The organism is Bhargavaea massiliensis (assembly GCF_018390575.1).
In the GTDB taxonomy this organism is placed as follows: Bacteria; Bacillota; Bacilli; order Bacillales_A; family Planococcaceae; genus Bhargavaea; species Bhargavaea massiliensis.
In genome coordinates this window covers 1-24917 of the sequence record NZ_JAHBCJ010000004.1, presented here as the reverse complement: position 1 = coordinate 24917, position 24917 = coordinate 1, and the positions used below count along the sequence as shown (strand labels likewise).

General features: G+C 53.8%; 27 protein-coding genes, 1 tRNA gene and 1 riboswitch. Of the genes, 2 read left to right on the top strand and 26 right to left on the bottom strand.

Annotation, left to right across the window (positions count from 1 at the left end):
* Positions 1-375: 375 nt before the first annotated feature.
* The 13 genes from KHA84_RS06945 to KHA84_RS06885 form a co-directional block, all read right to left on the bottom strand.
* Positions 376-1392, bottom strand: a complete 1017-nt coding sequence (locus KHA84_RS06945) for a ThiF family adenylyltransferase (RefSeq protein WP_213422811.1) — start codon at positions 1390-1392, stop codon at positions 376-378.
* Positions 1389-2162, bottom strand: a complete 774-nt coding sequence (locus KHA84_RS06940; protein WP_213422810.1) for a thiazole synthase — start codon at positions 2160-2162, stop codon at positions 1389-1391. The genes KHA84_RS06945 and KHA84_RS06940 overlap by 4 nt, the downstream gene beginning before the upstream one ends.
* A complete protein-coding gene (gene thiS / locus KHA84_RS06935) occupies positions 2159-2365 on the bottom strand; it encodes a sulfur carrier protein ThiS (protein ID WP_213422809.1) in 207 nt (68 codons plus the stop codon). The genes KHA84_RS06940 and thiS overlap by 4 nt, the downstream gene beginning before the upstream one ends.
* Positions 2362-2976 carry a thiamine phosphate synthase gene (locus KHA84_RS06930; protein ID WP_213422808.1) on the bottom strand — a complete coding sequence of 205 codons (615 nt, stop codon included), beginning with the start codon at positions 2974-2976 and terminating at the stop codon, positions 2362-2364. The genes thiS and KHA84_RS06930 overlap by 4 nt, the downstream gene beginning before the upstream one ends.
* A gap of 79 nt (positions 2977-3055) precedes the next feature.
* A riboswitch (TPP riboswitch) is annotated at positions 3056-3165 on the bottom strand.
* Positions 3166-3341: 176 nt separating this feature from the next.
* Positions 3342-3415 (bottom strand) — tRNA-Arg (locus KHA84_RS06925).
* Positions 3416-3473: 58 nt separating this feature from the next.
* Positions 3474-3995, bottom strand: a complete 522-nt coding sequence (locus tag KHA84_RS06920) for a metallophosphoesterase (protein ID WP_213422807.1) — start codon at positions 3993-3995, stop codon at positions 3474-3476.
* On the bottom strand, positions 3992-4597 hold the full coding sequence (locus tag KHA84_RS06915) for an XTP/dITP diphosphatase (protein WP_213422806.1): 606 nt from the start codon (positions 4595-4597) through the stop codon (positions 3992-3994). The genes KHA84_RS06920 and KHA84_RS06915 overlap by 4 nt, the downstream gene beginning before the upstream one ends.
* Positions 4598-4709: 112 nt before the next feature.
* Entirely contained in the window at positions 4710-5207 is a 498-nt protein-coding gene (locus KHA84_RS06910; RefSeq protein WP_213422805.1) for a MarR family winged helix-turn-helix transcriptional regulator, read from the bottom strand.
* A 70-nt stretch (positions 5208-5277) separates the two neighbouring features.
* The gene (locus KHA84_RS06905) at positions 5278-5502 is read right to left on the bottom strand and encodes a helix-turn-helix domain-containing protein (RefSeq protein ID WP_008301013.1); all 225 of its coding nucleotides are present in this window, start codon (positions 5500-5502) and stop codon (positions 5278-5280) included.
* An 87-nt stretch (positions 5503-5589) separates the two neighbouring features.
* Positions 5590-6048: an acyl-CoA thioesterase gene (locus tag KHA84_RS06900; RefSeq protein ID WP_213422804.1), complete on the bottom strand. Its 459-nt coding sequence runs from the start codon at positions 6046-6048 to the stop codon at positions 5590-5592.
* Positions 6049-6246: 198 nt separating this feature from the next.
* On the bottom strand, positions 6247-7047 hold the full coding sequence (gene sdhB / locus KHA84_RS06895; protein ID WP_213422803.1) for a succinate dehydrogenase iron-sulfur subunit: 801 nt from the start codon (positions 7045-7047) through the stop codon (positions 6247-6249).
* A gap of 25 nt (positions 7048-7072) precedes the next feature.
* Positions 7073-8821 (bottom strand): succinate dehydrogenase flavoprotein subunit, encoded by a 1749-nt coding sequence (gene sdhA / locus KHA84_RS06890; protein ID WP_213422802.1) that lies wholly within the window; start codon positions 8819-8821, stop codon positions 7073-7075.
* A 53-nt stretch (positions 8822-8874) separates the two neighbouring features.
* The gene (locus KHA84_RS06885) at positions 8875-9480 is read right to left on the bottom strand and encodes a succinate dehydrogenase cytochrome b558 subunit (protein ID WP_213422801.1); all 606 of its coding nucleotides are present in this window, start codon (positions 9478-9480) and stop codon (positions 8875-8877) included.
* Between the two features lie 243 nt (positions 9481-9723).
* On the opposite strand from KHA84_RS06885, the gene KHA84_RS06880 reads away from it, so the two are divergent.
* Entirely contained in the window at positions 9724-10140 is a 417-nt protein-coding gene (locus KHA84_RS06880; protein WP_213422800.1) for a DUF2507 domain-containing protein, read from the top strand.
* Between the two features lie 61 nt (positions 10141-10201).
* Here KHA84_RS06880 and KHA84_RS06875 read toward each other — a convergent pair whose 3' ends face one another.
* The 13 genes from KHA84_RS06875 to zapA form a co-directional block, all read right to left on the bottom strand.
* Positions 10202-10567, bottom strand: a complete 366-nt coding sequence (locus KHA84_RS06875) for a DnaJ family domain-containing protein (RefSeq protein WP_213422799.1) — start codon at positions 10565-10567, stop codon at positions 10202-10204.
* Positions 10568-10579: 12 nt separating this feature from the next.
* Positions 10580-12394 (bottom strand): excinuclease ABC subunit UvrC, encoded by a 1815-nt coding sequence (gene uvrC, locus KHA84_RS06870; protein ID WP_213422798.1) that lies wholly within the window; start codon positions 12392-12394, stop codon positions 10580-10582.
* A 60-nt stretch (positions 12395-12454) separates the two neighbouring features.
* Positions 12455-12769, bottom strand: coding sequence for a thioredoxin (trxA, locus tag KHA84_RS06865; RefSeq protein WP_063178083.1), 315 nt, complete (start codon positions 12767-12769; stop codon positions 12455-12457).
* Positions 12770-12965: 196 nt separating this feature from the next.
* Entirely contained in the window at positions 12966-13943 is a 978-nt protein-coding gene (locus tag KHA84_RS06860) for an electron transfer flavoprotein subunit alpha/FixB family protein (protein ID WP_213422797.1), read from the bottom strand.
* A 35-nt stretch (positions 13944-13978) separates the two neighbouring features.
* Positions 13979-14752 carry an electron transfer flavoprotein subunit beta/FixA family protein gene (locus KHA84_RS06855; protein ID WP_213422796.1) on the bottom strand — a complete coding sequence of 258 codons (774 nt, stop codon included), beginning with the start codon at positions 14750-14752 and terminating at the stop codon, positions 13979-13981.
* Between the two features lie 23 nt (positions 14753-14775).
* The gene (locus KHA84_RS06850; protein WP_213422795.1) at positions 14776-15549 is read right to left on the bottom strand and encodes an enoyl-CoA hydratase; all 774 of its coding nucleotides are present in this window, start codon (positions 15547-15549) and stop codon (positions 14776-14778) included.
* 16 nt (positions 15550-15565) lie between these two features.
* The gene (locus KHA84_RS06845; RefSeq protein ID WP_213422794.1) at positions 15566-16153 is read right to left on the bottom strand and encodes a TetR/AcrR family transcriptional regulator; all 588 of its coding nucleotides are present in this window, start codon (positions 16151-16153) and stop codon (positions 15566-15568) included.
* A gap of 90 nt (positions 16154-16243) precedes the next feature.
* Complete coding sequence (locus tag KHA84_RS06840) at positions 16244-17941, bottom strand: long-chain-fatty-acid--CoA ligase (protein ID WP_236823174.1); 1698 nt, start codon at positions 17939-17941, stop codon at positions 16244-16246.
* Positions 17942-18298: 357 nt separating this feature from the next.
* Positions 18299-18712: a DUF350 domain-containing protein gene (locus tag KHA84_RS06835; protein ID WP_213422793.1), complete on the bottom strand. Its 414-nt coding sequence runs from the start codon at positions 18710-18712 to the stop codon at positions 18299-18301.
* A gap of 120 nt (positions 18713-18832) precedes the next feature.
* Positions 18833-21193, bottom strand: a complete 2361-nt coding sequence (locus KHA84_RS06830) for an endonuclease MutS2 (RefSeq protein WP_213422792.1) — start codon at positions 21191-21193, stop codon at positions 18833-18835.
* A gap of 39 nt (positions 21194-21232) precedes the next feature.
* On the bottom strand, positions 21233-22951 hold the full coding sequence (gene polX, locus KHA84_RS06825; RefSeq protein WP_236823190.1) for a DNA polymerase/3'-5' exonuclease PolX: 1719 nt from the start codon (positions 22949-22951) through the stop codon (positions 21233-21235).
* Positions 22952-22994: 43 nt separating this feature from the next.
* Positions 22995-23534 (bottom strand): CvpA family protein, encoded by a 540-nt coding sequence (locus KHA84_RS06820; RefSeq protein WP_213422790.1) that lies wholly within the window; start codon positions 23532-23534, stop codon positions 22995-22997.
* 7 nt (positions 23535-23541) lie between these two features.
* Positions 23542-23802 (bottom strand): cell division protein ZapA, encoded by a 261-nt coding sequence (zapA, locus tag KHA84_RS06815; protein WP_213422789.1) that lies wholly within the window; start codon positions 23800-23802, stop codon positions 23542-23544.
* A gap of 90 nt (positions 23803-23892) precedes the next feature.
* Between zapA and rnhC the strand changes: the two genes are divergently transcribed.
* Positions 23893-24834: a ribonuclease HIII gene (gene rnhC, locus KHA84_RS06810; RefSeq protein ID WP_213422788.1), complete on the top strand. Its 942-nt coding sequence runs from the start codon at positions 23893-23895 to the stop codon at positions 24832-24834.
* Positions 24835-24917 lie beyond the last annotated feature (83 nt).

Here is a 24917-nt window from a genome sequence, read left to right as displayed (position 1 = left end):
TTTTCTCTTCTGCCAGCAGTTCCCACAGGCAGCTTTAAACTTGTATCCCGGATATCGGGGGTTAACCCGATACCAGCTATCTTGACCAGTTCATCCGCTAACTGTCTGTCACTTTCTTCGGTCGTCCCTATTCCAAACGAGATCCGGATAAATTCCTTGGCCTGTTGTCAATTTCTGTGACAGTCATTATTTTGACAGCATGCTGCGTGCCTGCTTGCTTGGCAGGGGGAATCGGAAGACATAACGGGGCAACAGTGACATAGCGAACGCGCGTACCATGGTGGAATGGGCACTGACATTAAGAGGTGGGGGCCAATCAGCACAACGCAAAAAGCCTGGCTAGGGGTTCTCTCTTCTGCCAGGCTTTTTAAGCATTTATCCGATCAGTTCTGATGCAATTTTCTTGGCGGTTGGGATGCTTTTCGTGCCATGGACCAGCATCCTCCCGTCACGGAACAAAACGACGCGGTGACCGTGATACTCGCATGCCACAAGATAAGGGTTGTGGACAAGATTGGAGACTACCTTCTTGACCGACTGCACGAATAAAGGCAGTTCCACTCTTCTGCTTCCCGGCCAGATCAGCTGGACGGTGTCCCTGCCGCAAAGGACCGCCGGCCTGACCGATGTGCCTGTTGTGAGAAACGGATAGCTGGCATGTTCCGAACAGCTTGGACAGTCCCTCTTCTTCAATCCGCTTACGTCGATGGACGACCGCTCCCCTGTCCAGACATCAGCAGATTCGAGCTTCGGCTCCATCTCGCCCGTCGTCAGGTACTTCAGCACCCCTGCTACTTGCCTCGCGGCTGTTGTCACCACGGCCGGGCTGATGATGCCAGCAGTATCGCACGTCATCGTCTGCGCCGGCAACGTATCCAACAAGCAGTGGAGGCAAGGCTGCTCTGTCTGAACACCGAACGGAAACGTCAGGCCGTAGCTGCCGACGCATGCTCCCATGAAAAAGGGAAGGCCCATTTTACATGCGGCGTCATTGGCCAGCAGCCTGGTTTCCATATTGTCTGTCGCATCCAACAGGACATCGTGGCCGGCGATCAGCTTCTGGATGTTTTCCGCTGTCACATCCGCTACGATGCCGCTGATCCTGACATCGCGGTTGATGGCGGCCAGCCTTCTTTCGGCGCATACAGCTTTTGGCAATCGATCAGCGACGTCCTGTTCCGTGTAAAGTTGCTGGCGGTGCAAATTGGTCCATTCGACATAGTCCCTGTCGACAATCGTGACTTTTCCGACTCCGGCACGCACGAGCATTTCCGCTCCCGAAGACCCCAGCGCCCCCGCACCCAAAATAAAGACTGCCGACTTTCCCAACCGTTCCTGTCCGCCTTTTCCGATAGGCATAAACAATTCTTGCCGAGAGTATTTGGAGCTCAATTTGGCACAAGCCCTTCCATCGGACTGCTGGCGACTCCATAGTCCCGTACCGGCATCCGTCCCGCTTCAAAGCCTAGCCTGCCTGCCTCTACGGCAAGTTTCATCGCCTTCGCCATCTTTACCGGATCTGCGGCTTCAGAAACAGCCGTGTTCAATAAGACCCCATCAGCTCCCAGTTCCATTGCATATGCCGCGTCTTTCGGCGAACCGATCCCTGCGTCGATGATGACCGGAACAACGGATTGTTCGATGATCAATGACAAATTGAGCGGATTGATCACGCCGCGGCCTGAACCGATCGGAGAAGCGCCCGGCATGATGGCATGGACCCCCAATTCGCATAACCTGCGGGCAAGGACCACATCATCCGACGTATAAGGGAGCACAATGAAGCCTTCTTCCAGCAGCATTTCTGAGGCTCTGAGCGTCTCAACCGGGTCAGGCAGCAAGGAACGGTCACAGCCGATGATTTCGACCTTGACCATATCGCAAAGTCCTGATGCTTTTGCCAGCCTCGCAATCCTCACCGCTTCCTCCGCAGTTTTTGCGCCTGCAGTATTCGGCAACAATGTAAAAGCTGATAGGTCGAGCTGCTCCAAAAAGTTGGGCTGCGACGGCTCGAATACGTTCATTCTCCTCACCGCGAATGTAAGAATTTCCGCTCCGGACACTTTGACTGCTTCTTTCTGGATTTCAAAAGAAGGGTATTTTCCTGTCCCTAGCAGAAGTCTTGAATGGAATGTTCGGTTTCCAATGGTGATCATGGTCATCCTCCTCCGACAAAATGGATAATTTCAATCTGATCTTTATCGTTAATGGGTTCTTCATAATCTTCCTTTAACAGGATCATCTGGTTGAATTCAATCACAGCGATGCGATCGCTTAAATCCAGATGGGCAAGCAATTGCCTGACCGTTCCCACATCTTTTGGCACTTCATACTTTTTTCCGTTCAGCTTGATTACTTTTTTCATTTAGATTCCACCTTTCCCCGGAACAGTTTCTCTCTGTAGGAAGCAACCGCTTCCTCCAGAGTGCCATTACTGAAAAGAGACGACATCAGTGCGACACCCGCCACATCCGATTTTTTCAATAAGGGCATATGCTCAGGCCGGATTCCCCCGATAGCATAAATTGGGATCGGAATCGTCTGTGCGATTCTATAGAGCTCATCGGTTCCCCTCGGTGCCATGCCCAGTTTTGATGCGGTCGGAAACAAATGCCCGTATAGAAGCCAGTCAGCTCCGCTTGAATAGGCGATTTCTGCTTCCTCGAAAGAATGGACGGAACGGCCGAAGAGAAGTGAAGGGAATTGATGTTTTAATTGGACCAGCGGCAAACCGTGGCCGGGAATTTGCACACGCCGGATTCCGGTCAGTAAAGCGATATCGGGACGGGAGTGCACGATGATTTTTTCTTTATCAAAACCCGCTTCCTTCAGCTGGCGGATTACTTCAACTACTTCCGCATCCGTTTTCGAAATTTCTCTTAATATGAATGCATCAATCACTGGCTCACCACGAAGCAAAACATCCACAAGCTCCGAAATCTCCATTTTGCTGTTCGTTACTGCCCAAATCTCCATCCCATCTCTCCTTTCTCCATAACAAAAAGACCGCCTTCCCGTAAGGAAGCGGTCCTGAAATTGCCAATACAAAAGCATAGCAAAAAGAGACGCCACTTCCCTACGCAGGTACAAACCTGGTCAGGTGATAAGGGTATCGGAGTCACACTCGTCTCTCAGTCCTTTAAAAGGATTCCCCTATGGTCGCAAGTTATGAAATTCATTTTACAACAGTAGCATATCATGTTATCGGAAAAATGGATACCTTCAGTTAAACTCAGGGTGCATTCCTTTAGGATAAAAAAAGCTTCCCGACGCCCGATGACCTTGTACAGATCATCAGAACGGCAGGAAGCGCATATTACGGGCAGACTGCCCTAAAATTACGTCCCAGGCAGGATTCGAACCTGCGACCGACAGCTTAGAAGGCTGTTGCTCTATCCTGCTGAGCTACTGGGACATGGCAACCATGCGGCTGCGCACGACAAAGATAATTATAGGATCCCCGCCCCCCAAAGTCAACGGCTTTCCGGAAAATCAGGGAAATTGACGGCAGCCGCCTCTGTCGCATCCATGCACAAGAAACGGACGGACACGCCTGCCGCCTTTTTTTCGACCACCGCGTAGGTGGCCGGACGGCCGGACGGCGGCCTATGCGTGCTGCCCGGGTTCACAAATAAAATCCCGCCGTGAACTTCTGCCCCGTAAAGATGGGTATGGCCGAACAGGACAATATCTGCCCCGGCCTCCTCTGCCCTGTACCGGAGCGGCAGCAGGCCGGTCTTCACACGGTCCAGATGGCCGTGTGTGACGAGTACCCGTAAGCCGCCCGCTTCCAACATCCGATACTCGGGCAAGCCATCCGGATCACAGTTTCCTTTTACCGCAATCATCTCTTCAAACAGGGCGTCTTCCGCCAAGAGCTCGCTGTCCCCGCAATGGACAAGGAAATCCGCTCCCGACTGCTCGTCCTTAAACAGGCAGACCGTCTCCGTGTCACCATGCGAATCGCTCATCACCGCAATGGCCCAATCCGTCATTGCTTTTCCCCGAACAATTCCCCGGCCTGTTCCTCCAGGCTCCGGATCGCTTCACCCCGGTGGGACACGACCGCTTTCTCCTCGGGTGTCAGCTGTGCCATTGTCCGTTCTTCCCTCGGTACGTAAAAGACAGGATCATAGCCGAAGCCGTTTTCCCCTGCAGGTGCCCTCAGAATGCGCCCTTCGCATGTCCCTTCGAAAAATCGGGTATCGGCACCCGGTGCAGCAACAGCGAGCACACACACAAAGCGGGCGGTGCGTTCCTCATCCGGCACGCCGGAAAGGTCCGCAAGCAGTTTTTCGATGTTGCGCTCGTCCGTGGCCCCTTCGCCGCTGTAACGCGCGGAATAGACCCCCGGCTTTCCGTCCAGCGCATCAACCGACAGGCCGCTGTCATCGGCAATCACCATTTTCCCAAGCTTTTCTGCGACTGTCTCTGCTTTCAGCGCCGCATTTTCCCTGAATGTCGTCCCCGTTTCCTCGATCTCCAGGTCGGGCGCCACATCGAAAAGAGTGAGAACTTTGATGCCATAGGGTGACAACAGTGCCTCAAAGTCTTTGGCTTTTCCCCGGTTTTTAGTTGCAATGATTACTTCGTCCATGAGTATCTTCTCCTTCCGCCCGGCAATGGCCGTCTCATCGTATCATAACCGTTTTGGGACGGCGAAAAACCCGAAGCGTTTCCTGCTCCGGGCTTCAACAGCCAGCCGGTGTTTATTGCTCGGAATCTTTCAATTCCATCCTTCGCTTCCTGCCTTCCTTCATGCCGCTATGCAGCTTGGACAGCATGCCGGAAAGCCGGATGACTTCATCCGCCGAAAAGTCAGACAGCACGGCCTGAAGGTCCTTCTGCCGCTTCTCGATGACTTCCTGGATAATGCGCTCCCCGTCCTCCAGCAGATGAATCCGGACGACCCGTCTGTCCTGTTCGTCACGCACCCGTTTTACCAGATGGTTTTTCTCCATTCTGTCGACAAGGTCCGTTGTCGTCGAAAAAGCCAGATACATCTTATTCGATAAGTCGCCGATCGTCATGTCGCCCAGTTCGAGCAGCCATTGCAGCGCAACAAACTGAGGCGGTGTTATTGGATAATTGTCGAGAATCTCCCGTCCGCTCTGTTTGATCAGTCCAGAGATGTGACGCAGCTCCTTTTCGACGAAGGCGATGTCCTCCCCATTATGCTGCAGGTCCTCTCCGTTCAAGCCAGCCATCAACTCACCACTCCCGAAACCGTTTGAATAGTTATATTGTGAACGGTTTCCGGCGGAATGGCAAGTATATTTAGTCAAGCGAGAGTTCCGATAGCCGGAGAAGCTCGACGATTGCCTGAGCGCGTCCGGATACCCCTAATTTCTGAATGGTGTTCGAGATATGATTCCGGACGGTCTTTTCGCTGATTCCCAGCCTGGCTGCAATTTCTTTCGTTGTCTGATCCTTCACCAGCAGCTGGAAGATTTCTCTTTCCCTTCCGGTAAGTAATGAACGATGATGCAGCTCATCCGCCACGTAGCGCCCCTCCCCTCAACTCTTCATCGTAGAGTATGAAGGGACACGTCCGGCGGTGACGGCATTTGCCCGGCATTCAAAGGTTTATCACGATAAAGCCGATTCGGCACCGATTGCGTCAAGTGCTTTAGCCGACCATGGAAGCGGTTTGCCGGTCTTCCGGCTTACCTGGACAATCGTCCCCCGTCCGGTAAATGCCGGTTCCCCGTCACGTCCTGTGGCCAGATAATGGATATCCAATGAAGTGCTCCCGACCCTTGCCGTCTTTACGTGGATGTCGAGCTGTTCATCAAAGAACACCTGCTTCAAGTAATCGCACTGAAGATCGGCAACAACCGTGATGGCCCCCTCTTCTTCATCCAGCCAATTTTCCATCAGCCCGAGGTGTTTCAGGTATTCAATCCTTGCGTGTTCAAAATAGGTGAAGTTGACCGTATTGTTCAGATGCCCGAACATGTCCGTTTCGGAAAAACGCACCGTGACCGGCACCGAAAACTGAAACCCCTTTTTCCATTCCTCAAAATCCCCGATGTATGCTGCTCTCATATCCATTCCCCCCGCCGATTTAAAATGAATGACCATTCACTCTTTTATCTTATCAGATGAAACGGCAGATGAGAAGGCGCACAGGCATGTTCCTACTATATAAAACAGCCTGCTCAGATGACACGGCCGCTTCATGATTTGGAGAAAGAAAAAATCCCCCTCAAGCCGGACATGCCGGTTTGAGGGGGATGGCGCACATCAGTCGACCATGTGGTCGGAACCGAAGAAGCGCTTGAAGGAGTATACGGATGCTGCGCGGTTCATTGCAGCGATCGATGTGGTAAGCGGAATGCCTTTCGGGCAAGCGACCACGCAGTTCTGCGAGTTGCCGCACTCCTGGAGTCCGCCGTCCTGCATCAGGGCATCCAGACGCTCGTCCCGGTTCATCGCGCCTGTCGGGTGCGAGTTGAACAGACGGACCTGGGAAATCAGCGCAGGGCCGATAAAGTTCGTCTTGTCGTTGACGTTCGGGCACGCTTCGAGGCAGACGCCGCAAGTCATGCATTTGGAGAGCTCATAAGCCCACTGGCGCTTGCGCTCAGGCATGCGCGGTCCTTCGCCGAGGTCATACGTACCGTCGATCGGCACCCATGCCTTGACCTTCTTGAGCGAGTCAAACATGACTTCACGATCGACGACCAGGTCGCGGACAACCGGGAATGTGCGCATCGGCTCAAGTGTGATCGGTTGGGTCAGCTGGTCGACAAGCGCCGTACAAGACTGGCGCGGGCGGCCGTTGATGACCATCGAGCAGGCACCGCAGACTTCCTCGAGACAGTTCATTTCCCATTGGATAGGAGAAGTTTTCTTGCCTTCTGTGTTCACCGGGTTCCGGCGGATTTCCATGAGCGCCGAAATGACGTTCATGTTCTGGCGGTATGGGACATCAAACGTTTCCCAGTAAGGGCTCGACTCCGGGCTATCCTGACGCTGGACCTTGAAGCGGACAGTTTTTGCAGCCGTCGCCTCATTCCGTTCCTTTACAGCAGTTTCAGCCATTTTTATGCGTCTCCTTTCTCAGAGATCAGTGCTTCGATGTATAGTCGCGCTTACGCGGCTTGATCAGGGAAACATCGACATCGGCGTATTCGAACTTCGGTGCGGATACACCGTCAAACGATGCCATCGTCGTCTTCAGCCACTGTTCGTCGTTCCGTTCAGGGAAGTCCGGCTTATAGTGCGCACCGCGGCTCTCGTCCCGGTTGAGGGCTCCGAGCGTGATGACGCGCGCCAGGTAAAGCATGTTCTTCAGCTGGCGAGTAAATGCCGCACCCTGGTTGGACCAGCGGGACGTGTCGTTGACGTTGATGTTTTCGTAGCGCTCGAGGAGCTCCTGGATTTTGTAATCCGTTTCCTGGAGCTTGTCGTTGTAGCGCACGACCGTGACGTTGTCCGTCATGATCTCGCCGAGTTCTTTGTGAAGGACGTAAGCATTTTCCGTGCCATCCATCTTCATGATGCCGTCCCACTTCTGCTCCTCGGACTTGACGACGCCGTCGAACAGTGCGGATGACATGTCCTCGGCATGCTTGTCGAGGCCTTCCATGTACTTGACTGCGTTAGGGCCGGCAACCATGCCGCCGTAGATTGCGGACAGGAGGGAGTTCGCACCGAGGCGGTTAGCGCCGTGCATGGAGTAATCCGCTTCACCCGCAGCGAACAGTCCAGGGATGTTCGTCATCTGGTCATAGTCGACCCAGAGGCCGCCCATCGAGTAGTGGACCGCAGGGAAAATCTTCATCGGCACTTTGCGAGGGTCGTCGCCGGTGAACTTCTCATAGATCTCGATGATTCCGCCAAGCTTGATATCCAGCTCACGGGAATCCTTATGGGAAAGGTCGAGGTAAACCATGTTCTCGCCGTTGACGCCGAGCTTCTGGTTGACACAGACATCGAAGATCTCGCGTGTCGCGATGTCACGCGGCACGAGGTTGCCGTATGCCGGATATTTCTCTTCGAGGAAGTACCAAGGCTTGCCGTCCTTGTATGTCCAGACACGGCCGCCTTCGCCCCGGGCTGACTCCGACATGAGGCGAAGCTTATCGTCACCGGGAATTGCTGTCGGGTGGATCTGGATGAATTCACCGTTCGCGTAGATTGCGCCTTGCTGATAAGCGATTGCTGCAGCAGAACCTGTGTTGATGACGGAGTTCGTCGACTTGCCGAAGATGATTCCCGGTCCGCCGGTCGCCAGAATGACAGCATCCGAGCGGAATGTCTTAATCTCCATCGTTTTCAGGTCTTGCGCAGAGATTCCGCGGCAGACGCCTTCATCGTCGAGAACGACTCCGAGGAACTCCCAGTTTTCGTATTTCTTGACTAGGCCTTCAACTTCAAAGCGCCGGACCTGCTCGTCCAGTGCATAAAGAAGCTGCTGGCCGGTCGTTGCGCCGGCAAAGGCCGTGCGGTGGTGGAGCGTTCCGCCGAAACGGCGGAAGTCAAGCAAGCCTTCCGGGGTCCGGTTGAACATGACGCCCATCCGGTCCATCAGGTGGATAATTCCCGGCGCCGCTTCGGCCATCGCCTTGACGGGAGGCTGGTTTGCCAGGAAGTCACCGCCGTACACGGTGTCATCAAAGTGGATCATCGGGGAATCGCCTTCCCCTTTCGTGTTGACCGCACCGTTGATGCCGCCTTGTGCACAGACGGAGTGGGAACGCTTTACAGGGACCAGGGAAAACAATTCGACGGGCGTGCCGGCTTCGGCAGCCTTAATCGTCGCCATCAGGCCGGCAAGGCCGCCGCCGACGACGATCAACTTGCTTTTCGCCATTCTATCTTTCACTCCTCAGTTAGATCAAAGTAGGTGGCACGGGATGCCAGTCATCACACGAATGCAAAGATGGCACGGATGCCGATCACGGACAGGACGAGGAACAGCCCCATCATCACGTACGTGGAGAGACGCTGCGAACGCGGAGATTGCGTGATGCCCCATGTGACGAGGAACGACCAAAAGCCGTTCGCAAAGTGGAACGTCGCAGAGATGACGCCAAGCACGTAGAACGCGATCATAAACGGATTGGCAAGGATGTCAGCCATCATGTCAAAGTCGACATGGGCGCCGAGTGCCTTCTGGATGCGAGTCTGCCAGATGTGCCAAGCGATGAAGACCACAAGGATCACACCAGTGATGCGCTGTAGAGTGAACATCCAGTTGCGGTATGTACCGTAGCGGTTCGTGTTCGGCTTGGCAGTGAACGCGATATAAAGGCCGAAAAACGCGTGGAACATGAGCGGGATGTAGATCACAATCCACTCAAGCCAGAGAACGAAAGGCAGATTGCCCATGAAGTCCGACGCTTTGTTGAATGCCTCGACCCCCTGCGTTGCAAAGTGGTTGATGATGAGGTGCTGCGTCAAGAACAGGCCGATCGGGATGATCCCAAGCAGCGAGTGCAGCCGGCGCAAGCCAAAATCTGAATCTCTCATGAAATCTTTTACCCCCCTTAGTACTGACAAACAGGCAGGCAAGGAAGCCCCCGCCTGCCGGCGGAAGCGTACATTGACTGCATATTTAATCATGTTTACAATATTTAAGACATGACCATTGTACTCCTGAAACAAACTGAAATCAAGGTGACGGTCACATTTTCGACAAAAGCCGCATAAGCGGTTCCCGGGCAGCTAAAAAGGCTTCCGGTCAAGTTTTTCAATGGAAGAGGCGAACTTAAAATGGAGTCAAAACCGGAAAATGCCGGAGGGGAAAGCAGGATGCCGACAAAGTTCGGCTATGCCCTTTTCCGCGATTATATCCTTCCATCCGTCCTTGGCAGACATGAGGAAGAAATTCTTTACTGGGCCGGCAAAGAACTGGCATCCGAATTCCCGCTTTTTGATATGGATGAAGCCGCCGGATTTTTCCTGGAAGCGGGCTGGGGAACCCTCACCCGAGAATCAGCCGGCAAAAGAGAGATGATTTATGTGCTTGAAACAGAAGCCGAACAAGCCAAGAAAGGACGGCGCTGCTACTCTGTCGAGGCCGGTTTCCTTGCCGGGCAGTATCAGAAAATCCATAACCGGGTTGCTGAGTGCCGGCCGGAAGCGGATCGCCGGCAGGGCATTGTCAAACTGACGCTGGCCTGGGAGTAAAACTCAAACCATCGGCCGTGCGACGGAAATCCGTTGCACGGCCGTTTTTCTTTGTTCAGTCTCATTTCAGCCTGTCATTGATCTGCCGGCTATACTGCCTGAACGCAGAGCTGTTGGTCCGCACGCCTTTCTTTGAAAGCAGGCTGTTCATTTTCCTCATCTGACGGTTGTAGGCCTGCTCGAGTTCGCTTTTCTCATCGTCTTGAGCGTTTTTGAGACGGCTGCCCAGTTCGTTCATTTCCCGTTGCACGAACATTGCTTCTTCATCATATCCGCTGTTTTTGAGAATCCTGACCGCCATCCGGATGTCCGCCGGCACATGTTCCAGCTCGTCTTTCGGAAGCGGTTTTCCGGCACCCGGAAGATTGTTGAACTTCCCTTCCTCACGCGCCCTGACAATGGCGTCCTCGACAATTCTCCAATTCATCCCGCTCCTCCTTTATTCACCGGTTCCGGACGTCTTTTCTTCTTTCGCTTTTTCCTGCTCCCTGAAATACTGCTCCACCGTCTCTGCGACGGTCTGCGGCAGTCCCGCTTCCTTCAGTTCGTCTACGCCTGCCGCTCGGATTTTCTTGACGGATCCAAAGTGACGGAGCAGCTGGTTTTTCCGCTTTGCCCCGACGCCCGGAATCCCGTCCAGGGAGGAAGTGAGGGATTTCGCCCCCCTCCGCTGTCTGTGGAAAGTGATTGCAAACCGGTGCACCTCGTCCTGGATCCGCTGCAGCAGATAAAAGGCTTCGCCAGTGCGCTTAAGGGGAACGACTTCCGGCGGATCCCCGTATAAAAGCAGCGCAGTCTGGTGCTTGTCGTCCTTTGCGATGCCCGCGACCGGGATATCCAGCCCCAGTTCGTCCTCGATCACTTCCTTGGCGGCGCTGATCTGCCCTTTTCCTCCGTCGATCAGGACAAGATCAGGAAGCGGCAAATTATCCCTCAGCACGCGGACGTACCTTCTTCGGACGACTTCCCTCATTGCGCCGTAATCGTCATGGCGTGCAGCCGCTTTTGTCTTGTACTTCCGGTAGCCCTTTTTGTCGGGACGTCCATCGATAAATGTCACCATGGCGGAAACCGCCTCGGCTCCGAACGTATGTGAGTTGTCGAAAGCTTCGATGCGGAGCGGCGCCGCAATGCCCATTGCTTCACCGAGCTGTTCGCAGGCGCCGACTGTCCGCTGTTCCCTGCGTTCGATCAGCTGGAACTTCTCGGAAAGTGCAATTTGCGCATTTTTTTCAGCAAGCTTCACCATATCTTTTTTCTGGCCGCGCTGCGGCACGGTAACCTTCGCTTCAAGCAGCTGGCTGACGATCTCCAGGTCCGTCCCATCCGGGAAGAAGATCTCCTTCGGCTGCAGATGCTCCGGTTTGTCATAGAATGACCCGATGTACGTCAGGAATTCCTCATCCGGATCGCGGTAGATCGGAAATAGTGAAACATCCCGCTCAATCAGCTTGCCCTGTCGGATAAAGAACACCTGGACACACATCCATCCTTTATCGACCGCGTAGCCGAACACGTCCCGGTCAGTCATGTCCGTCGTCGTCATTTTCTGCTTTTCCATGACGGCTTCGATATTCGAGATCTGATCCCGGTATTCCTTGGCACGCTCAAATTCCAGCTTTTCCGCCGCTTCCTGCATCTTTCGGGAAAGGTCATCCTTAACTTCTTTGTACCCGCCGTTCAGGAATTTGGTAATGCCGGCCATCATTTCCCGGTACGTCTCCGGCGTGACTTCGTTGACGCACGGAGCCAGACACTGCCCCAGATGGTAATACAGGCACACCCGGTCCGGCAGCGTGTTGCATTTCCTGAGCGGATAAATCCGGTCGAGCAACTTCTTCGTTTCTTGGGCCGCATAGGCATTCGGATAAGGCCCGAAGTACTTCCCCTTGTCTTTCTTGACTTTGCGCGTAACGATGAGACGGGGATGACGCTCCCCGGTCAGCTTGATGTACGGATAGGTTTTGTCGTCTTTAAGCATGATGTTGTATTTAGGGTCATGCTTTTTGATCAGGTTCAGCTCAAGAATGAGCGCTTCGATATCGGAAGAGGTGACAATATATTCAAAGTCTTCGATTTCGCTCACGAGCCGCTGCGTTTTGGCGTCGTGCGAGCCTGTAAAGTACGAGCGGACCCGGTTCTTAAGCACTTTTGCCTTGCCGACATAGATGATGGTGCCCTGCCGGTCCTTCATGAGGTAGCAGCCCGGCTGATCGGGCAGGATCGCCAGCTTCTGTCGGATCATTTCATTCATACGGATTCACCTGCCAAAAAAACCGGGCACCTCTGAGGGACCCGGTCAGCGTTCTGTTTGTTACGCGTACTGTTCGATAAACTGGACAAGCTTTTCTTTCGGATTGAAGCCGACCACTTTGTCGACAATCTCGCCGTCTTTAAAGAGGACGAGCGTCGGGATCGACATGATGCCGTACTTGCCGGCCGTTTGCTGGTTTTCGTCGACATCGACTTTGACAATCTGTACCTTGTCGCCGATTTCTGCATCGACCTCTTCAAGAACCGGCGCAATCATTTTGCACGGGCCGCACCATGTTGCCCAGAAGTCGACTAGGACGAGCCCGTCGGATACTTTTGTTTGGAAATCTTGATCAGTTGCGTGTTGAATTGCCATTTGATTACCTCCTCATGATTAACCACTCTGGGGTCATTATAGCACCTGCCCGAATGGCCGGCGAATGTTCTGCCTGTATGGGTAACCGCTTGCCCGCAAGCGGTTCGTTAACTGTTTACCCGCTCCGCAGAAATTTATTCTGCTTGCACCGGCAACAGAAACGGGACCGTCCTTAAACCGGACGGTCCCGATATGATCAGGCGTTGACTTTAAGCTGCTTGATCTCTTCGATCATCATCGGGATGACTTCGAAAAGATCACCGACGATGCCGTAGTCCGCCACTTTAAAGATATTGGCTTCAGGGTCTTTGTTGATCGCCACAATCACTTTGGAGTTGGACATGCCGGCGAGGTGCTGGATGGCTCCGGAAATGCCTGCCGCGATGTAAAGGTCCGGCGTGACGACCTTGCCTGTCTGGCCGATCTGGAGCGAGTAGTCGCAGTAGTCTGCGTCACAGGCACCGCGGGATGCGCCGATTGCGCCCCCAAGCAGATCTGCGAGCTCTTTGAGGGGCTCGAAGCCTTCGGACCCCTTGACGCCGCGTCCGCCTGCCACGATCACCTTCGCCTCGGACATGTCGACCCCGTCAGTCGCCTTCGTCACAACATCCTTCACGACGGAGCGCAGGTTTTGGATGTTTGCGCTGACTACCGAGACATCGCCGGAGCGGCCCGCGTCCTGGCCGAGCGGCTCGATGTTGTTCGGGCGGACCGTGAAGAATACCGGGCCGTCGTTGATTTTGACCTTTTCAAAGGCCTTGCCGGAATAAATCGGACGGATAAAGACAGCATCGTCGCCTTCACCTTCGATTTCCGTCACATCGGACACAAGCCCGCTTTGGAGCTTTGCCGCGATTTTCGGTGAAAGGTCCTTGCCGAGGGCCGTGTGGCCAAAAACGATCGCTTCCGGCTCTTCCTGTTCGTGGACAGCCATGAAAGCCTGCCCGAACCCGTCGGATGTATAATGCTTCAGGTGCGGATGCTCAACCGCCACTACGCGGTCCGCTCCGTATTGGATCAGTTCCTGTCCGAGGTCCTGGACGGAATCCCCGATCAGGACTCCGACGACTTCTCCCCCGCCGGAAATTTTCTTCGCCGCTGCAATCGCTTCAAACGAGACGTTGCGCAGTGCGCCGTCGCGTACTTCCCCTAGAACAATCACTTTTTTGGACATAGTTTACCCCTCCTGTATCGAATGTGCCGGTCGGCTCAGATGACTTTCGCTTCGGTGCGGAGCAGCTGGACAAGCTCCTTGACCTGGTCCTGGAGGTCGCCCTCAAGAACGCGTCCGGCCTGTTTTTCAGGCGGCAGGAAGACATCCACACGCTCAACCTTCACTTCAACATCGTCTTCCTCGAGATCGATGTCGTCGAGTTCAAGCTCTTCAAGCGGCTTCTTCTTCGCTTTCATGATCCCCGGAAGGGACGGATAGCGAGGATCGTTCAGGCCTTGCTGGGCCGTCACGAGAAGCGGCATTTGTGCCTCGATCGTTTCGGAATCACCTTCGACATCGCGGACGACGGTCGCCTTGTCGCCATCAATCTTCAGCTCGGTGATGGTTGTGACATAGTTGATGCCAAGCAGTTCCGCCACGCGAGGGCCGACTTGCCCGGAGCCCCCGTCGATGGCAACGTTTCCGGCTAGGATAAGATCCGCGTCTTTGTCCTTCAGGTATTCCGCGATGATCGTCGCTGCACCGAACTCGTCCAGCTCGTCGAGATCATCCTCGGTATTGATGAGAACCGCTTTGTCGGCCCCCATTGCAAGTGCCGTGCGCAACTGCTTTTCCGCTTCTTCGGAGCCGATCGTCAGTACGGTCACTTCCCCGCCGTGCTCGTCGCGCACGCGGATTGCTTCTTCCACTGCGTATTCGTCGTACGGGTTGATGATGAATTCTGCGCCGTCCTCTGCGATACCGCCGTTTTGGACAGAGATTTTCTCTTCCGTATCGAATGTGCGTTTAACCAGTGCGTAAATGTTCATCTTGCCATCCTCCCCTTCGTGTCTTACTTTCCTTGGAATACAGGTTTGCGCTTTTCGAGGAATGCGGAGATTCCTTCTTTTGCGTCCTGTGATGCGAAAACCTCGCCGAACGATGCCGCTTCGGCCTTGACTCCTTCATGGAAGCCGGCGTGCTTGCCGTACTGGAGCATGCGGAGCGCGGCACGGACCGATACCGGACTCTTATCCGCTATTTTACGCGCAATGGCGAGCGTTTCTTCGAGCAGTTCTTCCTCGCCGAACGCCCGGTTGGCCAACCCGGCAGAAACGGCCTCTTCGCCTGTGATCGGGTCCGAAGTCAGCATCATCTCGGCCGCTTTTGCCGGACCGACATAGCGCGGCAAACGCTGAGTTCCGGCAAACCCCGGAATCAGACCGAGCTGGAGTTCTGGAAGCCCCAGCTTCGCACCCGACGTGACAAAACGCATATGGCAGGCCATGGCGAGCTCGAGTCCTCCGCCGAGCGCAGCACCGTGAATTGCCGCAACCACAGGTTTCGGGAAGTTCTCGAGACGCTCGAACACTTCCTGGCCGTTGCCGGCAAGCTTGCTGAAACCGGCAGCATCCGGAACTTCCGTAAATTCCTTGATGTCGGCTCCCGCGGAAAAGAACCGCCCTTCACCGTGCAAAACGATTACGCGCACTTCATCATCGTTCTCGACCAGATCCAGGAGCTCATTCACTTCTTTGATCAAGCCTTGTGAAAGCGCATTCGCCGGAGGCCTGTTTATAGATGCCAGCGCGATGCCGTCTTCCTTGTTCACTCTCAAGAATTCCAATGTCTACCCATCCCCCTTACTTGGCTTTCATGCCTTTCATGAGCAGCCTATGTACATCCGGCGCTAGTTTAATTAAATCATATTTCTGATCATTCATCACCCATGACGTAGAAATCTCATCAACGGTTCCGAATACCATCTGCCGTGCAAGCCGGATGTCCATGTCTTCTTCGAACTCGCCGCGCTCGATTCCTTCTTGCAGAATGCGATCCAGCATGGCCAGATAATCTTTCAGGACGCCGTTGATTTTCAGCCTCAGTTCCTTATTGGACTGGCGAAGCTCCAGTTGGGTGACGATCGCCAGGTGACGGTCTGAGTAGAGTACGTTAAAATGATTTTCTATCATCCGGAACAATTTTTCCTCGGATGACATCCGGCCGTCTTCGAGGACAGGCCTGAGGTTGTCCATGAACAACGCCATCTTCTCACGGAATACCGAGACGAGAATATCTTCTTTGTTTTTAAAATACAGGTAGATCGTCCCGTCAGCCACCCCTGCCTGCTTGGCGATTTTTGAAACCTGGGCCTGGTGATATCCGTTTTCTGCGATGGCAATCACGGCTGCATCCACTATCTGCCCGTACTTCGGCTTATTCCGATTCAATGGGTTCACCACCAAATAAAAAAGAAATATGAATGATGATTCATTCATATTTCTATATTATTCTCTATTGGATTAACTGTCAAGCTTTGTTCAGGAGATGACTTTCTCCTCTTCCATCTTCTTTTTTTCTTCGTCAATCAGTGAGCGCCTCAATATTTTTCCTACTGCCGTTTTCGGCAACTCATCACGGAACTCATAAAGTTTCGGTGCCTTATAGGCAGCGAGGCTCTTCCGGCAATGCTCGTTCAGCTCTTCTTCCGTCAGGTGAGTGCCTTCCTTCTTGACGATATATGCCTTGACCGTTTCCCCCCGGTACGGGTCTGGAACGCCGGCAACCACACATTCCGCCACTCCAGGATGCTCGTAAAGCACTTCCTCGATTTCCCGGGGATAGACATTATACCCGCTTGCAATAATCATGTCCTTCTTGCGGTCGACCACATAGAAGTAGCCGTCCTCATCCATATACCCCAGATCTCCCGTGAGAAGCCAGCCGTCTTTTAAAGTGGCAGCCGTTTCTTCAGGCCGGTTCCAGTACCCCTTCATGACCTGTGGTCCCTTTACCGCAATTTCTCCCACTTCTCCCAATCCCAAAGGTTCTGTCGTTCCGGTCTTAAATATGGCTGCTTCCGTATCCGGCCAAGGAAGCCCGACAGAGCCTTTTTTCCGCTCTCCGTCCCAGATCAGATTTGAATGCGTCACAGGTGACGATTCGGACAGGCCATAGCCTTCGACCAGCTTCCCTTTCGTGATTTTCTCGAACTGTGACTGGATATCCACCGGCAGCGGAGCGGATCCGCTCAGGCAAGCCTTGATGGAAGATAAGTCATAATTGCCGATGTCGGGATGATTCAGCAGGCCGATGTAAATGGTCGGTGCGCCCGGGAAGAGGGTCGGCGATTGCTTTTCGATCAGCTTCAGCACGGTTTCCGGATCGAATTTTGGCACGAGCACCATTTTGTTTCCTTGGCTGACCGAGAGCACCAGAACAGTCGTCATTCCATAGACGTGGAAGAATGGCAAAATTCCGAGGGTCACTTCTTCTCCGGGCTCGCACCGGTACATCCACGCGGCACACATTTCGGTATTCGCAATCAGGTTCCTATGGGAAAGCATGACCCCTTTCGGCGATCCTGTCGTCCCCCCTGTGTACTGGAGAAGGGCGAGATCTTCCTGATCCGTGTTCACTGCATCGATCGGCTCCGCCTGCGTCCGTTTCATCACTTCTGTAAAGAGATGATTCCGCCCTCGGTGTTCGACCTTGACTGTCATGCCGTACTCTTTTTTCTGCACAAACGGATAAAGTACGTTTTTCGGGAATGGAAGATAGTCTTTGATACCTGTGACGATGACATTCTCCAGAGCCGTTTCGCCGATTGCTTTAGAGACCCTCGGGAACAAGATGTCCAGCGTGAGAATAGCTTTGGCACCTGAATCGTTCATCTGGTATGCAAGTTCTTTCTCAGTGTAAAGAGGATTGGTCTGAACCACCACGCCGCCTGCGTACAGGATGCCATAGAAGGCGATGACATTTTGGGGACAATTCGGCAGCATGATCGCCACCCGGTCACCCTTGCCGATTCCCAGGCGCTTCAGATAATTTCCGAACTTAAGGGCAGACTCGTACAGTTCTTTATAACTCACTTGTCTGCCGAGAAAATGAATGGCCGTTTTCTCCGGAAACTTGGATGCCGAACGGGTCAAGCCATCCTGAAGCGGTTCTTCAGGGTAGTCAAGCGTTGGCGGAATTCCTTCGGGATAGTTCTTGAGCCATGGTTTTTCCGTCATGATCAGACCCCTTCCTATAAATCGTTTGAATATTCCTATTACTATCTTACCTTATGATGAATGCGCTTTCAACTGGCAATGCGAAAAGACGCAGGTTTCCCTGCGCCTTTAAGATTACCCGTGCTGATGGCCGAGCGGGCTGTCTATGCCTGAAGTCAGATTGGTGAACAGTCCGGAATCATCACGCCCATTTTCGTCGCATACCCGGAATGCACGCACAATCTCCATTACTCGCTGCCTTCAGAAAAACAGCCACCAGATGCCGACGATGATGAAGCCGGCGCACAATACCAGCAGCAGCTTGGCCAGTTTGATCATGTCCATATCATTTACCGCCTTTCGGGACGGATCCGGAAATCAGGTGATGCTTGCCGCAATGACATAGCTCAGTCCCACCGAGATGATGAGGGAAATAAGGCCCACTGCCCGGTTGCCATTTCCGATTTCTTCGTCAACATTAAACCGTGGAGTCAAAAATTCGAAAAGCCAGTAGGCCATAATGAGGAGGAAAAATCCGAACCCTCCCCATGCAAGCATTTCCGGCAACGAGGAATGCTGTTGGATGGAATGGCGGAAAATATTCGCCACTCCGTAAATTTTGCCGCCTGTTGCAAGCGCGACAGCCACATTTCCGTTCTTGATCTCTTCCCAGTTCTTGTATTTCGTCACGATTTCAAAAATCACCATTGATACGACCAGGCAGAGGACCGTGACACTGAAATAGCCGGCCGTCTCCACGATCGGATGCGACCAGAAACTCGATAACAGCATTCAGTTTGCTCCTTTGCGGTTTTGATACCTATACGGGTTACATGCAATGAAGTTTCATTTCCGCCCAATTCATGTGCAGACAGCCGCAGCCGGTTGAAAAGTTCTCAGCCTCAGGCCTTCCTACTTCAGCTCGACCACGGTGACCCCGTAGCCGCCTTCGCCTGCTTCGCCGAACCGGAAGCTTTTGACTCGCGGGTGGCGGCGAAGGTACTTCTGGATTCCCTCGCGGAGAGCCCCGGTCCCTTTGCCGTGGATGATCGACACACGCGGATAGTTTGCAAGAAGCGCATCATCGATGTACTTCTCAGTCCGCCGGATCGCATCCTCGTACCGTTCGCCGCGAAGGTCGAGTTCCAGCTTGACCCCTGAGCCCGACCGGCCCCGGACCGCATTGACGTTGACCGTCTCTTTTTCCTTCTCCGGCTTGACATACTCAAGGTCGGATTCGTCGATCTTCATTTTCAGGATGCCGAGCTGGACCATCCATTCGCCGTCCGACATCTTTTCAATAAGCGAGCCCTTCTGTCCGTAGCTGAGCACCTTGACTTCATCGCCCGGGCGGAGTTCTCTCTTGGCAGACTTCGCCTTCTGTTTCGGCTTCTTCGTAAGTTCCTCTTCCGGGATGGCACTTTCCAGGCGCTTTTTCGCATCGATCAGTTCGTGTTCTTTCACCGAAGCGCCTGCATTCAGCCTGAGTGCCCGAAGGTCCGAGATGACCGATTCTGCTTCCCTGCGCGCATCCTCGACGATTTTCTTCGCTTTTTCACGTGCTTTCTGCTCGAGTGCATCTTTTTTCGATTCATACTCTGAGAGGCGTGCGTCCAGCTGTTCTCGGAGCACTTCAGATTCCTCGAGGACCCTTGCTGTTTCTTCCGCATCTTTTTCGGCCTGGACCCTGCTGGCCTCAAGCGAGGTGATCATCGTCTCGACTTCGTTCCGGTCTTCTCCGGTGAAGGTTTCGGCATAGCGAATAATGCTGTCCGGCAGACCGAGCCGGCTGGAGATTTCGAACGCGTTGCTTCGGCCGGGCACGCCGATCAGCAACCGGTATGTCGGGCTGAGGGTTTCGACATCGAATTCAACGCTCGCATTGACCACGCCGGGACGGTTGTATCCATAGGCTTTCAGTTCAGGATAGTGAGTCGTCGCCATGACACGGGCTCCGCGGCCATGGACTTCATCCAGAATCGCGATGGCCAGTGCCGCGCCTTCCTGCGGATCGGTACCGGAACCGAGCTCATCGAACATGACCAATGATTCGGAATCGAACTTTTTGAGGATGTCGACAATGTTGACCATATGTGAAGAAAACGTACTCAAGCTTTGTTCGATGGACTGCTCATCACCGATATCGGCAAACACATCTTTGAACACGGCCATTTCCGAGCCATCAAGCGCGGGAATCGGTATACCTGCCTGTGTCATGAGTGTGCAAAGGCCGACCGTTTTCAGTGTGACGGTTTTCCCGCCTGTGTTCGGGCCCGTAATGACGATTGCCGTCGTATCCCTGCCGAATTCGATCGTGTTCGGTACCGCTTCTTCTCTCGGCAAAAATGGGTGGCGCCCTTTCACGAGGCGGATGTATCCCTCGTCATTGACCTTCGGCACGGTCGCCTTCTGGGTTATTCCATATTTCGCCTTTGCCAGAACCGCATCCATGTCCCCCAAGATCCGGACCAATATAAACAGTTCATGGGCGTGCTCCTGCACATGGCCGCTCAGCTCGCGGAGAATCCGTTCAATTTCTTCCTTTTCCCTTGACTTCAGCTGGCGAATTTCATTGTTTGCCTGAACAACCGCATCTGGCTCGATAAACAGTGTCTGGCCCGAGGAAGACTGGTCGTGGACAATTCCGCCGAAATGCGTCCGGTACTCCTGCTTGACCGGAATGACATAGCGGTCGTTCCGGATAGTGACAATCGAGTCGGAGAGCATCTTCGAGTTGTTTCGTGTATACTGCTCCAGTTTTTCCCGGACCCTTCCCTCCTGGGTCCGGAGCTGCTGGCGGATAGAACGGAGTGCCGTCGAAGCGCTGTCCAGCACTTTTCCGTTTTCGTCGATGCAAGCGTTGATTTCGTGCTCGAGTGCCGTAAGGACCGGCATCTCCTCTTTTTTCGCAATAAAAAGCGGGATGTCGATTTCCCCTTCTTCCGCAATCGCCTCCAGGAACTGGCGGAGGATGCGGCCTGCGCGGATCGTGCTCGCCGTCTCCATGAGTTCGCCGGCGCCGAGTGTGCCGCCCGCCTGCGCGCGCTTGGCGTACATGCGGATGTCGAAAAGACCGCCCATCGGGACATTTCCGCGGATTCGGTAAATGGCCAGTGCTTCGTCCGTCTCTTGGAGAAGCGAGCGTACCTTTTCGATCTCATTTGAAGGGACCAGCTCCCCGATACGCGAACGTCCGAGTGCCGACGTGCAATGCCCGGTCACTTCGGACCGGATTTTATCAAATTCAAGTGTTTTCAGGACTCGGGCCTCCATGTGCCCCACTTCCTTTCAGATCTGGTCAGTCTATTAGAATCATCGTTCCCTGCCGAGATGCGCCAGGAAACGGTCGAGTGTCCATGTGTTGACGATCAAATCGCGATGCAGCCATGCACGCTGTGCATAGCGCACACCGGTTTCCATATAAGCCAGCTGGCCCACGCTGTGTGCGTCTGTATTGATTGCGATCGGTACACCTTTGTCCGCGGCCAGTGCCAGCCACTCTTCAGCAAGGTCCAACCGGTAAGGATTGGCGTTCAGCTCAAGGATCTTGCCGTATTCCGCAGCCCAGTCGATCAGCTGCGCCACATCAGTCGAGTAGCCGTCCCGGCGGCCGATGATCCGGCCGGTCGGGTGCGCAATCATATCCACGTGCGGGTTGGAAATCGCCGCATGGAGGCGCTCCATGATCTTTTCTTGAGGCTGGCTGAAATTGGAGTGGATCGAAGCAATAACGAAGTCGAGTTCCGACATCAGCTCATCATCAAAGTCCAGCGTGGCGTCCGGCAAAATGTCCATCTCTGTCCCACACAGGATCGTGATGCCGTCCATTTCCGCATCCGCCTCACGGACTTCACGGATCTGCTCCCGGAGGCGCTCAGGAGTCAGACCGTTCGCGACCCGTAAATAACGGGAGTGATCCGTAATGACCATGTGGCTGTACCCCAGATTCCGGCAGGCTTCCGCCATCTCACGGATGGATTCCGCACCGTCCGACCAGACTGTGTGCATATGAAGGTCCGAACAGATGTCTTCCGGGCGAATCAGGGTTTCCAATTTATCTGCCCGGTCCAGCTCCGTCCCGTCTTTCCGTACCGCCGGCGGGAAAAACGGCAAGTCGAAGTGGGCAAAAAAGTCTTTCTCGGAATCAAACGTGATGACAGTGCCGTCTTCCTGTTCCACTCCGTATTCACTGATTTTCTCGCCGCGCTCTTTGGCGATCTGCCGCATCCGGACATTATGATCCTTCGATCCGGTAAAGTGGTGGATCGCGCTTGCAAACTGTTCCTCCGTGACGAACCGGAAATCCACATCCACCGGTTCTTCCGCATCGACGGTGACCGACAGCTTGGCTTCGCCTGAAGCCGCGGTTCCCGTGACAGGAAGTCCGGTTGCCAGCAATTCGTTGACCCGCTCCGCTTCCCTGGTGACGACAATAAAGTCCAAGTCACTGCTCATCTCTGCAGTGCGCCGGTAGCTGCCAGTTACCTTGTAGCGGTTCACTTCAGGAATCGAATTCAGGATGTTTTCGATCATCCGGACGACGGGCTCCAGCTGCCAGTGCGGGAGCTTGTCCGGACGCTGACCGAACGCCTCTAGTTCCGCAAGAATTTTCTCCTCGGTCTTTTTGCCAAATCCGGCAAGCTTGCTGACTTCGCCCGCCTCGCAGGCGGTGCGGAGCGATTCGGCGGAATCGATGCCGAGCTCCCCGTGCAGCTTGGCGATCTTTTTACCTCCAAGGCCCGGAACCTTAAGCAGCGGAATCAGGCCATCCGGCACCTGTGTGCGAAGTTCTTTGAGAAGATCGGACTCTCCTTTTTCCATCAGATCGGTAATCACCGCTCCGGTGCCTTTCCCGATTCCTTTCAGAGACAGAATATCATCCATTTCTGCCAGGCTGCGCGGATCCTGCTCGAGCACGCCGGCCGCTTTCCGGAAAGCCCCGACCTTAAACGGGTTCTCACCAAGCAGCTCCATATGGAGAGCAATTTCTTCAAGCGTCTTGATGATGATTTTCTTGTTCACCGTCACCATTCCCCTTTCGGATAAAAAGCTTCCCTCATCGGAAGGGAAGCTTTCATTTTGCATAGATGAACCACCAGTTTTTCACCACTTCGGAGAATACCGGTGTATGTTTCAGAATCGTCCCTGAGAGAAGCGAGGAATCGATCATGTTCTGCACGGCGGCAACCGGCACCATTGCCACGATATAGAGGATAAAAAACAGGATCAGATAAAACTCCAGGAAACCGAGTGCCGCTCCCGCAAATGAATTGACCGACCCGAGCACCGGCAGGTATTTCAGGAAATCCAGAGCGGATGCAATCAGGTGCAGAATCAGCTTCACCGCCAGGAAGATAAAAACAAAAGCCAGCAGACGGTAGAACGTCTCGTCGAAATCAATGCTGCCAAACGAGATCCGAAGCGAGTTCCCCGCTTCGACTGCGGGATACGGAATCCACAGCACAAACTTTTCGGCAAGCGGCTTATAGTACTTCCATGCGACAATCAGTGCGACGATAATGCTGGTCATATGTAGGAGCTGGACAATAAGGCCCCGTTTGTAGCCCGCTACGAGGCCGCCCAAAAGAACAATCAGAATGATTAAATCAAGCATACATGTGTCAGCCCTTCAATTGGTTCAGTTCGTTTTCAAGTTCTTCAACCCGCTCTTTGAGCTTGAGCGAGTCATTCATTGTATTGAGTGCGGTCAGCACCGCGATTTTCGTAGTATCGAGCGAGCGGTTCTTTGAAGAGATCTCGCGCATCATATCATCCACTAGCGAAGCGACGAGCCGCATATGTCCGACAGTTTCTTTCCCCACCATCTGATATGTCTGACCGTAGATGTCGACGGACACACGGTTTTTTTCAGGTTCAGCCACTCCCGCCACCTCCTTGAAAAATCCCATACACCATATTACCATGAAAAGACTTGCCATGTGTAGGTACGAAACGGCGGAAGGATGAGAATCATGTCGAATGCGGTAATCCAGCTTGGCCCGGACAAGATCCGGGAACTTATGGCCCACTACGCGGGCTCCAAAATCGAACGGAACGCTCCGGGCGTGGTATTTGCCGCAAAGTCGGGCGGCGTATCCATCACCGCCTACAAATCCGGGAAAGTGTTGTTCCAGGGAGGGGGCGCCGAAGCGGAGGCATCCAGATGGGGAGGCGCTTCCCCCGCAAGCTCCAAAAAAACGACTCAAGCAAAGGGGGAAAAGCTGCCTCCGGGTCTTGCCCGCTTGTCCGTGCTCGGATCGGACGAAACCGGAACAGGCGACTTTTTCGGGCCAGTCACTGTTGCGGCTTGCTTTGTTCCCGCAGAAAAAATTGCGCTGGCCGAGGAACTCGGAGTCAAAGACTCGAAGATGCTGACAGACGCCCACATGCAGAAAATCGGGCCGGAAATCAAAGAGTCATTCATGAACAGCGTGCTTGTCCTCCCGAATGAAAAATATAATAATGTCCAAGCCAAGGGCTGGTCCCAAGGGAAAATCAAGGCGCTGCTCCATAATCAGGCACTTAAACATGTGCTTCGTAAAATGGACGGCATCAAACCGGACCACATCCTGATCGACCAGTTTGCGGAACGCGGCATTTACTATCGCCATATCGCATCCGAACCGGAAATCATCCGGGAAAACGTCCTGTTTTCCACAAAGGCGGAAAATCTCCATGTGTCCGTTGCCTGTGCGTCGATTCTCGCCAGAGTGGCTTTCCTTGAAGAAATGGACCGCCTTAGCGAGATAGCAGGCGTCCGGCTTCCGAAAGGCGCCGGCAAGCCGGTCGACGAGGCGGCCGCGAAAATCCTTTTGAGAAAAGGTGATGACTTTCTAGCTTCGATCACGAAGCGGCATTTTGCCAATACCCATAAAGCCTCGGTTCTTGCGTCCAAGCGCTCCGGAAGGTCATGATAGGCTGTCCGGCTGATGCCGGACGCATACTGTAGACAAAGTGAGTGTAATGCTCCTTTGTCTGCAGTTTTTTCTTTTCCTGA

What these genes read in the sequence shown, in the direction of transcription:
- sdhB (WP_213422803.1), bottom strand. Translation starts at nt 7,047, where the DNA reads ATGGCTGAAACTGCTGTAAAGGAACGGAATGAGGCGACGGCTGCAAAA.
- polX (WP_236823190.1), bottom strand. Translation starts at nt 22,951, where the DNA reads ATGGTGACGGTGAACAAGAAAATCATCATCAAGACGCTTGAAGAAATT.
- KHA84_RS06885 (WP_213422801.1), bottom strand. Translation starts at nt 9,480, where the DNA reads ATGAGAGATTCAGATTTTGGCTTGCGCCGGCTGCACTCGCTGCTTGGG.
- KHA84_RS06900 (WP_213422804.1), bottom strand. Translation starts at nt 6,048, where the DNA reads ATGAGAGCAGCATACATCGGGGATTTTGAGGAATGGAAAAAGGGGTTT.
- trxA (WP_063178083.1), bottom strand. Translation starts at nt 12,769, where the DNA reads ATGGCAATTCAACACGCAACTGATCAAGATTTCCAAACAAAAGTATCC.
- uvrC (WP_213422798.1), bottom strand. Translation starts at nt 12,394, where the DNA reads ATGAATGAAATGATCCGACAGAAGCTGGCGATCCTGCCCGATCAGCCG.
- KHA84_RS06915 (WP_213422806.1), bottom strand. Translation starts at nt 4,597, where the DNA reads ATGGACGAAGTAATCATTGCAACTAAAAACCGGGGAAAAGCCAAAGAC.
- KHA84_RS06940 (WP_213422810.1), bottom strand. Translation starts at nt 2,162, where the DNA reads ATGACCATGATCACCATTGGAAACCGAACATTCCATTCAAGACTTCTG.
- KHA84_RS06910 (WP_213422805.1), bottom strand. Translation starts at nt 5,207, where the DNA reads ATGGCTGGCTTGAACGGAGAGGACCTGCAGCATAATGGGGAGGACATC.
- KHA84_RS06930 (WP_213422808.1), bottom strand. Translation starts at nt 2,976, where the DNA reads ATGGAGATTTGGGCAGTAACGAACAGCAAAATGGAGATTTCGGAGCTT.
- KHA84_RS06860 (WP_213422797.1), bottom strand. Translation starts at nt 13,943, where the DNA reads ATGTCCAAAAAAGTGATTGTTCTAGGGGAAGTACGCGACGGCGCACTG.
- thiS (WP_213422809.1), bottom strand. Translation starts at nt 2,365, where the DNA reads ATGAAAAAAGTAATCAAGCTGAACGGAAAAAAGTATGAAGTGCCAAAA.
- KHA84_RS06920 (WP_213422807.1), bottom strand. Translation starts at nt 3,995, where the DNA reads ATGACGGATTGGGCCATTGCGGTGATGAGCGATTCGCATGGTGACACG.
- KHA84_RS06820 (WP_213422790.1), bottom strand. Translation starts at nt 23,534, where the DNA reads ATGCTTGATTTAATCATTCTGATTGTTCTTTTGGGCGGCCTCGTAGCG.
- sdhA (WP_213422802.1), bottom strand. Translation starts at nt 8,821, where the DNA reads ATGGCGAAAAGCAAGTTGATCGTCGTCGGCGGCGGCCTTGCCGGCCTG.
- rnhC (WP_213422788.1), top strand. Translation starts at nt 23,893, where the DNA reads ATGTCGAATGCGGTAATCCAGCTTGGCCCGGACAAGATCCGGGAACTT.
- KHA84_RS06830 (WP_213422792.1), bottom strand. Translation starts at nt 21,193, where the DNA reads ATGGAGGCCCGAGTCCTGAAAACACTTGAATTTGATAAAATCCGGTCC.
- KHA84_RS06855 (WP_213422796.1), bottom strand. Translation starts at nt 14,752, where the DNA reads ATGAACATTTACGCACTGGTTAAACGCACATTCGATACGGAAGAGAAA.
- KHA84_RS06835 (WP_213422793.1), bottom strand. Translation starts at nt 18,712, where the DNA reads ATGCTGTTATCGAGTTTCTGGTCGCATCCGATCGTGGAGACGGCCGGC.
- KHA84_RS06880 (WP_213422800.1), top strand. Translation starts at nt 9,724, where the DNA reads ATGGAGTCAAAACCGGAAAATGCCGGAGGGGAAAGCAGGATGCCGACA.
- KHA84_RS06875 (WP_213422799.1), bottom strand. Translation starts at nt 10,567, where the DNA reads ATGAATTGGAGAATTGTCGAGGACGCCATTGTCAGGGCGCGTGAGGAA.
- KHA84_RS06840 (WP_236823174.1), bottom strand. Translation starts at nt 17,941, where the DNA reads ATGACGGAAAAACCATGGCTCAAGAACTATCCCGAAGGAATTCCGCCA.